Annotated in this window: 10 protein-coding genes; 4 read left to right on the top strand and 6 right to left on the bottom strand. The window is 68.5% G+C overall.

Annotation, left to right across the window (positions count from 1 at the left end):
• Positions 1-431 precede the first annotated feature (431 nt).
• The 4 genes from E0H45_RS13180 to E0H45_RS42440 all read right to left on the bottom strand — a co-directional run bounded on the left by E0H45_RS13180 (position 432) and on the right by E0H45_RS42440 (position 4,382).
• Complete coding sequence (locus E0H45_RS13180) at positions 432-2,453, bottom strand: DUF222 domain-containing protein (protein WP_131337404.1); 2,022 nt, start codon at positions 2,451-2,453, stop codon at positions 432-434.
• A gap of 121 nt (positions 2,454-2,574) precedes the next feature.
• Positions 2,575-3,123, bottom strand: a complete 549-nt coding sequence (locus E0H45_RS13175) for a hypothetical protein (RefSeq protein WP_131337403.1) — start codon at positions 3,121-3,123, stop codon at positions 2,575-2,577.
• A gap of 2 nt (positions 3,124-3,125) precedes the next feature.
• Entirely contained in the window at positions 3,126-3,902 is a 777-nt protein-coding gene (locus tag E0H45_RS13170) for a GNAT family N-acetyltransferase (protein WP_131337402.1), read from the bottom strand.
• A gap of 75 nt (positions 3,903-3,977) precedes the next feature.
• Positions 3,978-4,382: a helix-turn-helix domain-containing protein gene (locus tag E0H45_RS42440; protein WP_165546423.1), complete on the bottom strand. Its 405-nt coding sequence runs from the start codon at positions 4,380-4,382 to the stop codon at positions 3,978-3,980.
• Positions 4,383-4,444: 62 nt separating this feature from the next.
• Between E0H45_RS42440 and E0H45_RS13165 the strand changes: the two genes are divergently transcribed.
• Complete coding sequence (locus E0H45_RS13165) at positions 4,445-5,623, top strand: MFS transporter (protein WP_165546422.1); 1,179 nt, start codon at positions 4,445-4,447, stop codon at positions 5,621-5,623.
• On the opposite strand, the gene E0H45_RS13160 is transcribed toward E0H45_RS13165, so the two are convergent.
• A complete protein-coding gene (locus tag E0H45_RS13160; RefSeq protein ID WP_131337400.1) occupies positions 5,604-6,023 on the bottom strand; it encodes a winged helix-turn-helix transcriptional regulator in 420 nt (139 codons plus the stop codon). The genes E0H45_RS13165 and E0H45_RS13160 overlap by 20 nt on opposite strands.
• A gap of 63 nt (positions 6,024-6,086) precedes the next feature.
• Between E0H45_RS13160 and E0H45_RS13155 the strand changes: the two genes are divergently transcribed.
• From E0H45_RS13155 to E0H45_RS13145, 3 genes are all read left to right on the top strand, one after another.
• Entirely contained in the window at positions 6,087-7,532 is a 1,446-nt protein-coding gene (locus E0H45_RS13155; protein ID WP_131337399.1) for an MFS transporter, read from the top strand.
• 275 nt (positions 7,533-7,807) lie between these two features.
• Complete coding sequence (locus E0H45_RS13150; RefSeq protein ID WP_131337398.1) at positions 7,808-7,990, top strand: hypothetical protein; 183 nt, start codon at positions 7,808-7,810, stop codon at positions 7,988-7,990.
• Positions 7,987-8,301, top strand: coding sequence for a hypothetical protein (locus E0H45_RS13145; protein WP_131337397.1), 315 nt, complete (start codon positions 7,987-7,989; stop codon positions 8,299-8,301). The genes E0H45_RS13150 and E0H45_RS13145 overlap by 4 nt, the downstream gene beginning before the upstream one ends.
• A gap of 163 nt (positions 8,302-8,464) precedes the next feature.
• Here the strand turns inward: E0H45_RS13145 and E0H45_RS13140 are convergent, their stop codons facing one another.
• Positions 8,465-9,217, bottom strand: coding sequence for a hypothetical protein (locus E0H45_RS13140; RefSeq protein WP_131337396.1), 753 nt, complete (start codon positions 9,215-9,217; stop codon positions 8,465-8,467).
• Positions 9,218-9,507 lie beyond the last annotated feature (290 nt).

Here is a 9,507-nt window from a genome sequence, read left to right as displayed (position 1 = left end):
GCCAATCAATCAAACGGTGTCGCTGACCAGGTCCGCGGTCGCCGCAACGATCACCGCGACGGGCGTCCGCGCCGCAAGAAACCCGCCCCGCGCCACGTCCCGCCGCCCCGCCGCGAACCACGCCGCTGCCCCGTCCTCGCATAACGCATGCCCGGCGTCACGCCGCCCCAGGCAGGCCGCTCATCCGGATCAGCGCGGCGTCCTATCCGGATCAGCGCGGTACCTCATCCGGGTCTGCCCGGTGCGTCATCCGGCCTGGCCATCGTCGTCGAGGCGAAGGGCAAGGGCGTGCGGGCGGCTCGACCAGCGGCTCGAAGGGCGCCCCGACAGCGGTCTCAGGGGCAGCACCGTTCTGAACGGCGTTCTGCCCGGTGGCTTGTCGGGTCTGCGCGGGTGACTCAGTTGGGACGCTGCGACTCATCTGAGTCGACTCAAGGCGTTGACTCAGGGCGTCGGGTCGTCGGGTCGGCTCGGTGGGTGCCGGTGGGGTCGACGTGGACGGTGAAGCCGTGGGGTGTGGTCCATTCGAGTGTCCTGTAGTCGATGCGGTGGACGGTCCAGCCGCGGGCGTGGGTCTTTACTCGGTGCCCGAAGCGTCCGAGAGGCGCGAGATTCGTGGTGCTTGTCTGCCCGGTGGGTCCGTGAGGGTCGTACGGCTGGATGTGGTCGAGGTCGATGGTGTCGGTGGATTCGCGGGTGCCGTACGGGAAGAGTTCGACGGGGTGGGTGAGTTTGACGCGTTCACGGATGCGGGTGGGGATCTCGTACGCGTCGACGCTCACGGCGTCGTTGAGATCGATCACTGGCTTGACGGTGTACGGGCCGTAGCCGATGAGTTCGGTGAGTTGGGTGGCGAGGAGTGGTCCGATGGTTTCGGCGCGCAGTACGCCGGTGCCGGTGGCGAGGGTGTGGTCGGTGAGATGTACGACGACCTCGGTCTGTCCCGGACGTACCTGTCCTGCGCGTGCCCGTCCTGCCCGCGCCGGTCCCGGACGCACCTGTCCCTTGGTCCCGCCGGCCGGTCGCGCTGGAATCTCTGGGCGCGCCAGCTCACCTGACCCACCCAGGTCGCGTGGATTGCCTGGGTCGCGCGGATCGTGCGGGTGGCCTGGGGTGCCTGGATCGTGCGGAGTGCGCGGATTGGCGGGGTGGGTGGGATAGGTGGGGTAGCTCGGGTTGGCGTAGGCGTCGTCCTTGATCTGCGCGAGCCGGGCGCGGAGTGACCGCAGTGCGGCAGCATCCATTGCCGAACCCTCGCCGGGTTCGTTCCGCGCGTCCGCGTCCTGGGCTGGTGCCCGTCGGTCGAACGGATCGGTCGGCGGGTCAGGGTCATAGGGCGCAGTGGCTTCCAGCCACGGATCGTCCGGTGGACCCGCCGGCTCCAGCAGATCGAGCGGCCCCGGCGACTCAAGCAAGTCCGGTGGTTCGAGCGACCCCGGACGTTCGAGCGAGTCCGGTGGCTCAAGCGGGTCTGCTGGCTCGTGCACCACCGCGTCGTCCTGCACCACCGCGTCGTCCTGCACCACCGCGTCGTTCGGCAGCGCCGCGTCGTTCGGCGCCGCTGGGTTGTCGGGGGTTGTGGGGGTGTGCGGTTCGTGGTTGGTGTGGGGTTCGTGGTTGGGGTCTGGCTGGGGTTCGGTGGGGGTGGGTGCCGGGTCTGGCGGGGTTGGGTGGGGTTGGTTGCGGGCTTGGGTGAGGAGTTCTTGGGTGAAGCGGGGGTCGGCGAGGATGTCGATGGCGTCGGCGCGGCGGTGCTGGACCGGGCGGGTGTCGCCGAGCTTCTGGAGGGCTTCGGCGATGTCGGTGATGGTGGCGTTGCAGTCGTTGACGGCCGCGGCGGGGGCTTTGATGTAGATGGTTTTGTTGCCGTGGGCGTCGCCGCGGCCGACGAACACACCGCGTTCGTCGGCGGCTTCGGCGGCCTCTTGGGTGGCGCGGGCGGGGTCGGCGTGTTTGCGGGCGGCGCGGGCGATCTTCTCCAGCCGGTGCGGCGGGAGGGTGTCGACGATCGCGGCGACCTTGCGGTCGACGTACTCCGCGGCGGCGTGGTCGAGTTTCCTGCACGCCCGGACGATTTGGCGGGCTTTCCACGGGGTGGCTTCGCCGGCCCGGATACGGGCCCAGGTGCGGGGGAAGCGGTGGCGTAGTGCGAGGGCGTCGGCGAGGAGGTCGCTGCCGACTCCGGGCGAGACACCGATCACGAGGGCGAACTCGGCGATCGCGAACTCGGCGATCTCTGGGCAGCCTTCGCCGCCTAGTACCACTGCGCGTTCGCGGCCGTCGTGGGCGCGGCGGGTGGGGCGGGGTTCGCAGACGGAGGGGTGGAAGCGGTCGGCGTAGGTCTGGGCGCATTCCAGTAGCCGCGCGTCGGCCAGGCTGGCGATGGCGCGGCATTCGGCGGCGCCTTCCAGCAGGTCGCGGGTTGGGAGCGACTCCAGATCTTCCTCGAACATGTGTTCGATTCTATGCCATGCGGAGCGAGAGGTTCAAGACACCTGCAGCCAGTTTTCCCTTATCCACAAGGGGAAACGTCACATGATCGGCGTGCAAAGAAACGAGTATGCAAGAAGGCGGCTAGACCGGGGCGCTGATTGCGAAGACGTGGTCGGCGTGCGCGACTAGGGCACCGGCGCGGTCGGGGCAGTGGGTGTTGGCCCAGCGTCGGAGGCTGTCGAGGAGACCGAGGAGATCTGTCTGGAGCGAGCGGCGCAGTTCAGGCACCTCGCCGTACAGGACCCGCACCGGCAGCCCTTCGCGCACCGGTTCCGAACGCCAGTCCTCCGCACCGCGAGGCCAGATCGTCAGCCCGAGAGCGTCGCGTTCCAGCCACGGACCGTCGTGCCCGACATCCGGCCAACCGCCGCTCTCGACCCCGACCCAACTACGCCAGTCCTCCAGCAACAGGCAGCACCCCGGATCCACCCGCGCTCCGGCATCGGTCAACCGCACCCCACTGAACACACTCCGGTCGCCGGCCAACAGACGCTCAACAGACTCCCGCGGCGACGCGGCCTCCCCCACCCAAAGCTCGACAAGCCGCCCCACCTGCTCATCGGACAACCCTCCGCCGAGCCGGAGCCAGCCCGAGCCGTCCTCGGCAACAATCTCCGCCCGCACCGCCATGATCAGCGCAAGTCGGCCAGATGCCCACCAGGATCGCCGAGGTGCACGGCCGTTGCCCTAGGCCCATATCCCAGCCGCCGGTACACCCGGTCCGCACCGTCGTCCCCCGGCGTCAGCCAAGCGAGCGTCACCCCACCCAGCTCGAACGCCTTCAACGTCGCGTACGCCGTCGCGATGCCACCGAACCCGCGCCGTCGATGACTGTGAACCGTCCCGACCCCCGCAACCTCGGACACCTCGTCAGCGACCGCGGTCCACGCCGCAGTCGCGACCGGTACGTCGTCGGCGTACACGAGAACTGCTCCGCCGTCAGCAGGATCCGGCTTGAACCCGAAGCCGGCGGTATCCATCTCGTACGCCTCCGCCGACACCGCGTTCGCCACCTCTTGGTCCTCGTCCGACGCCACGACCCGCACGGTCACGCCGGACGGGAGTTCGGGAATGACCAACTCGTCCGGTTCGACGACGAGCAACGGCAGGCGGGACACGAGCGTCATCCCGTTCGCCGCGAGCGCCTCGGCCAGACCGGGGTTCGCCTCCTCGACCAGTTCGGCGCTCAGCCAGCGTCCTTCGGCCGCGAAGGCTTGGCGGATCGTGTCGAGCGCCCACGGGAGGTCGTCCGGCGAGAACGGCTGACCAGGTTCGGCCGCGAGCAGGCCGGACAGGTACCAGTCGTCCTTGTCGTGCAGCAGACCAGCGAGAGGCCCCGCGACCACCTGTCGTTTCGATCGCGCGGCTCCGGTCAGTTGAGCCGCGGCGATCCGCGTACCGATCTCCATGCCCAGGACCCTACGGCGCTTCGATCACCACGCGCGACCGAGATCACCGCACGACCGAGATCACCGCGCGCCCGGTCAGGCGAGCTGGAGCAGGTCGAGAAGGCGGCTCAGGTCAGCAGGGCCTGGCGGACGACCCAGGAGTACGGCGAGTGCGTCGAGCGTCGCGATCAACTCGCGCCGGGTCGCGGCTCGCGACCTTCCGCCGGCCACAGCGGCAAGCACCGCGTCGACCCGATCGGAGCCCGCCACCAGCTCGGCGCCGATCGACGGCGACGGCGCAGGAGGCTCGTCGCCGATCCGTACTTCGAGCTGCGCGCCGAGCGCCGTGGCGAGCCGGTCCAGCGCGGCGATCGTGGGATTGCCGCGCCCGTTCTCCAGGTTCGCGATGTACGGCACGGACAGACCGGCGTCGACGGCGACCGACGCGATCGTCCGCCCGGCCGCCTTCCGCCGATCGCGCAGGACGTCACCAAGCTCCATGTAACCTATCTTCACAGAACACTCTTGCCGTTGTCTATCTCGACAGGATAGATTCCGGCGCCGTGAGAGATTTCCGGCGACTTTGGCTCAGTGGCGCGATCTCAGGGATCGGGTCCTGGCTCCTCGTGGTCGCGATTCCGTTCCACGTCTTCGCCTTGACCGGGTCGGCGGTGGCGACCGGGCTGGCCTTGGCGCTGGAGGCCCTTCCGGCGCTCCTCATCGGACCGTGGGCCGGCGTCCTGCTGGACCGCTGGAACCTGGCACGGGCGATGTGGATCGCCGACCTCGTCAGCGCGGCGGCGGTCGGGCTGATCCTGTTCGCCGACCGCGACCACATCTGGCCGATCTACCTCGCGATCCTGCTCGAGAACACCGCAACGACGGTGTTCCGTCCGGCCGCCCGCGCCTTGCTGCCGGCCGTCGTCGGAACCGGCAAGGAACTGGCCACCGCGAACTCGATCAACGCCGTCACCGGCAGCGCGATCCGCCTGGCCGCACCGCCGCTCGGCGCACTGCTACTGGCCGGCCCCGGGATCAAGTTCGTGCTCGCCGTCGACATCGCCAGCTACTTGTTGTCAGCGGCAATCATCGCGACAGTCCACACCCGCCGGCACGCGAGCACGAGTGAACCACCGCGGCCACTCGAAGGATTCCGCGCCGCGATCCGGCACCGGGCCCTGCGCGGCATCCTGGTCGGCCAAACGGTCTTCCTGACCGCCAACGCCGGCCTGACCGCGCTCCTCGTACCGTTCACCGTCAACCGCTTGCATGCGCCCGGGTACGGCGTGGGCTACCTGATCTCCGGCCTCGGCGCCGGGTACCTCATCGGCGCCGCCCTGAGCACGAAAGCCGCCCGCCTCCTCGGAACCCGCGAACTCCTCACCCTGACCCAACTCGCCACAGCCGCGGCGTACTTCGCACTCTTCAACGCCCCGAACATCCCGATCGCGATCGTCGCCGCGGCCCTCATCGGCCTGCCCGGCAGCATTCTCCTCATCACTGCCGAGACCACGATCCAGCGCACCGCCCCACGGGAAATGCTCGCGAGCGTGGGCGCGATCTTCTTCGCCGCCGACTCACTCGCACTGCTGATCGGTGCCCTGGCAGCACCCGCGGCGACGATCGCGCTCGGTCTGCCGGTCACTCTCAACGTCATCGCAGGACTCGCGGTCTGCGCCGCGGGCCTCACGCTGCTCGTCGTACCAAGGCATCCGGCGAGCTTCACACGGACGGGGAGCTGACCGCGTCGTACCTGGCCCGCGCGGTGGCGATCTCCGACTGATGGGTCTCCGTCCAGGTGACGAGCGACTGGATCGTCGCGTGCAGCGTGACGCCGAGCGGGGTGAGCTCGTAGTCGACGCGCGGCGGGACGACCGGGTGAACGGTCCGGCTGACCAGGCCGTCTCGTTCCAACTGGCGCAGTGTCACCGTGAGCATCCGCTGACTGATGCCGTCGATCGTCTTCTTCAGCTCCGTGAACCGCATGCACCGGTTGTCCAGCAGCGCGATCACCAGCAGGGACCACTTGTCGCCGATCCGGTCCAGGATCTGGCGGACGTCGCAGTCCTCCCGCGTGTCCCACTGGAACGCGCCCTCGGTGCAGCAGGAGTGACTCGGTTCCTCTGAAGTGCCTTCTTCCACAATCCCCAATGGTTCCTGATGATGGGGTCAGTTACAAGAGGTAACCATGAGAGGGAGTCGCACGTGTCATCAACCGTCACCCCGGAGCGGCTGACCGGCCGCGCCTGGGCCGTTCTGTTCGTCCTCTGCGGCGCAATCTTCCTGGAAGGCATCGACGTCTCGATGATGGGCGTCGCGCTGCCGTCCATCCGGGCCGAACTCGGCCTGACCACCAGCGAACTGCAATGGATCGTCAGCGCCTACACCCTCAGCTACGGGGGGTTCGTGCTGCTCGGCGGCCGCGCCGCCGACCTGCTCGGCCGGCGCCGGATGTTCGTCGGCTGGCTGGTGGTGTTCCTGCTGTTCAGCGGCCTCGGCGGGTTCGCCACCGATGGCTGGGTACTGATCCTGGCCCGTTTCGTCACCGGGATCGCGGCCGCGTTCATGACCCCGGCCGGCTTGTCGATCATCACGACGACCTACCCGGAGGGGCCGCAACGCAACAAGGCCTTGCTGGTGTACGCCGGAACCGCGGCCGGCGGATTCTCCTTGGGCATGGTCACGGGCGGACTGCTCACCGCGATCGACTGGCGATGGGTGTTCTTCGCGCCGGTGATCGTCTCGGCCGTCATCCTGACCGGCGCCGTCGCGCTGATCCCCCGGGACACCGCGCGGACCGCGCACTCCGGAGGCTTCGACCTGGCCGGGGCCTTCACGCTGACCGGTTCAATGTTGTTGCTGGTGGCAACCGTAGTGCGGGCGCCCGACGTACCGGCGGCACAGACAGTGGCAACTGCCGCTGCCGGACTCGTGCTGCTCGGGGCCTTCGCGCTGATCGAGCGGCGGGTCGCCACGCCGTTGATCAGGCTCGGACTCTTGCGGAACACCGCCCTGATCCGGGCGAACCTCGGCGCGATCCTCCTGGTCGGCTCGTTCGTCGGATTCCAGTTCATCGCGGTGCTTTACCTGCAGGAATTGCTCGCCTGGTCCGAACTGGAAACCGGACTAGCCCTCATGGTGATCGGCATCGACGCCGTACTCGCCCCGACCCTCACGCCGTGGCTGGTGACCCGGTTCGGCAACGGCCGCGTGGTGCTCGGCGGATTCGTGCTGGCCGCCTTCGCCTACACGGCATTCCTGCCGCTGGGAGCGACCTTCGCGGCCATGCTTCCGGCGTTCCTGCTGCTCGGGCTCGCGTTCGCGCTCACCTATGGGCCGTTGACGATCGCTGCGACCGAGCGAGTCTCCGAGGAGGAGCAGGGACTGGCGGGCGGCGTACTGACGACGTCGTTCCAGTTCGGATCCGCACTCGGACTGGCGGCGGTGGCGGCCGTTCTGGCGGCGGGCGACGAACTGACCGCGGGCGGATTCCGCACCGGGCTGGCGGCGGTGGCGGCCGTTCTGGCGGCGGGCGACGAACTGACCGCGGGCGGATTCCGCACCGGGCTCGCCGTACCTCTGGCGGCCGCTGTGCTCGGTGTTGTGGTGGCTTGCATTCCGGTGCGTGAGCGGACTGGTGCAAACAGTTAGCAGGACATCCAATTTCTCCGTTCGCCGCACAATTCGCGACGCCGAATCGTTATCTGCAAATACCTGCAAACATTCTTGACAGAGTTTCCGGCCCGCCTGACGATCCGGCTGAGAGGGCGTTGACCTGCGCGTTCGTAGGGTTTCCCTACTCTGCGTTAGGCCTCTGTAAAGGTCCCTACCAAAGTGTTCCGAAGGTACCCGTCAGTGAGGTGTTCTTTATCTCAACACCGGACAAAGCCGTCCGGGGTGAGACCGAGACTGCCGAAGGAACCGCGATGACCGAGACGCTGGAGACCCCCACAACGCACCGTCGCGTGCGGGTCTGGTTCGGCGGTCACCCGATTGCGGATCACACCGCCATGGCGGAGCAGGCAGTGCAGTACGAGGAAGCCATGCGCCGCCGGTTCGCGTCCCTCCGGGTGACGAGCGAGCCGGTGCTGGTGGACGCAGAGCGATGACTACCCGGCCGACGCTGCTCGGGTACGTACGGGCCGACGCGCTGAGTTGCGCGGAGGAGCTGGCTGCGGCGACAGATTCACTGGTCGCCTTCGCCAGCGCCGAGGGATTCACCCTCGGGACCGTCTACACCGAGCGCGATTCGGCCGAGTCCGCGGCTTTCCACGCATTGCTCGACGAGGTGAAGCGGTCCGACGTACACGCTGTCGTCGTACCGACCATGAACCACCTCGGGCTCGGCAGCACTCCGGCGGCGATGCGGCAACACCTCGAGTTCCACCAGGCGCACGTCTGGGCGGCCGACTCGAGATAACTCCACACAGGCAAGCGGAGCTGACGTCTTGACCCCTGCATCGGCGTCGGTTCCGCTCTCCACCTCCACAGCTGCACCGGGGATGCCCGGGCGGTAGTGGACCACCAAGGCCCCACCGGCTGCTACCGGTGGGGCCTTGTCCATGCTCAAGCGCCGTACCTGATCAAGCGACGATCTTGTACCCGTACCGCTTCATCACCCCGGCGACCGGAGTGTTGAAGATCCCGGTCACCTCCAGCTTGAAGTGCAGCTGCACCTTCCGGATCACCCGCTGGAAGTGCAGGTGCCACGGAACGCCGGCCGCCGGCACCGTCTCCGCCTTCGTGATCGCGCCGACCCGCGGGTGCGCCGCCCAGGCGATCACCCGGGCGCGGTCCGCGCCCCAAACGCCGGTCATCGCATCGTGCGTCCGCGCGTACTCCATCGCGGCCAGCGAGATCGTCGAGTCCGGCACCGGCTCCTTCGGCGGGTGTGCCTTCAGGTACAGCTCCCAGGTCATCCCGTAGTACCCGGGCGGTCCGTCGTCCGGACCGCGGTTGGCCAGCCCGTTCCGCTTCCGGTGGTACTCCGCCACCTGGTGTGCGGCGCCGCGGGACAGGTCTTTGTCGCCGACCGCGATCGCGTGCACGTGGTACGGCCAGTTGCCCTGCGCGGGCGTCCGCAGCCAGGCGGCGAACCCGACCTGGCGGAGCGCCTTCACCACCGCCACGCGTTGCGCGGCGCTCTTCGTCCGTACGTCGAGGTCGACCGCGCCGCCGCCGTCGTGGGTACCGGCCGAGGCGTCCACGCCGCCGGCGTTGTACGACCCCTGCAGGATCGCGAACTTCGAGTGGTACAGCTTCTCCGCGGCCTCGGCCATCGCCACGGTGCGCTTGTTCATCGTGAAGCCGCGCCAGGAAATCCTTGCCTCAGGCATCTTTTCCACCGGCCTCGGATCCGAGGATCACGTCCGCGTCCTCGGCCGCGCCGAGCGCCTCCAGTTCGTCCAACTGCTCTTCGGTCAACTCGTCGTCGAACACTTCCGGCATTGCTGGTCCTTCCCCCTTGGGCGTCCGCGCACCGACCCCGGGTGCGCGAAAATCGCGAACCAGCCTAGGCCGCTGTCAGGTCAGCAACTACCGGTGAAGGTTTGAGGAATGTGAAGTTTTCCGGCCGCACCGCGTGCCGGGGTGTGTGCGAAACCGCGAACTGGGGTACCTGTAGGTG

It is taken from the genome of Kribbella soli (assembly GCF_004331345.1).
Taxonomy (GTDB): Bacteria; Actinomycetota; Actinomycetes; order Propionibacteriales; family Kribbellaceae; genus Kribbella; species Kribbella soli.
The sequence above is the reverse complement of the archived record's forward strand: the minus strand, read 5'-3'. Positions and strand labels throughout refer to the sequence as shown.

Coding starts and splice junctions, on each gene's coding strand:
- E0H45_RS13145 (WP_131337397.1), top strand. CDS start 7,987: ATGACTACCCGGCCGACGCTGCTCGGGTACGTACGGGCCGACGCGCTG.
- E0H45_RS13140 (WP_131337396.1), bottom strand. CDS start 9,217: ATGCCTGAGGCAAGGATTTCCTGGCGCGGCTTCACGATGAACAAGCGC.
- E0H45_RS13175 (WP_131337403.1), bottom strand. CDS start 3,123: ATGGCGGTGCGGGCGGAGATTGTTGCCGAGGACGGCTCGGGCTGGCTC.
- E0H45_RS42440 (WP_165546423.1), bottom strand. CDS start 4,382: ATGGAGCTTGGTGACGTCCTGCGCGATCGGCGGAAGGCGGCCGGGCGG.
- E0H45_RS13180 (WP_131337404.1), bottom strand. CDS start 2,453: ATGTTCGAGGAAGATCTGGAGTCGCTCCCAACCCGCGACCTGCTGGAA.
- E0H45_RS13170 (WP_131337402.1), bottom strand. CDS start 3,902: ATGGAGATCGGTACGCGGATCGCCGCGGCTCAACTGACCGGAGCCGCG.
- E0H45_RS13150 (WP_131337398.1), top strand. CDS start 7,808: ATGACCGAGACGCTGGAGACCCCCACAACGCACCGTCGCGTGCGGGTC.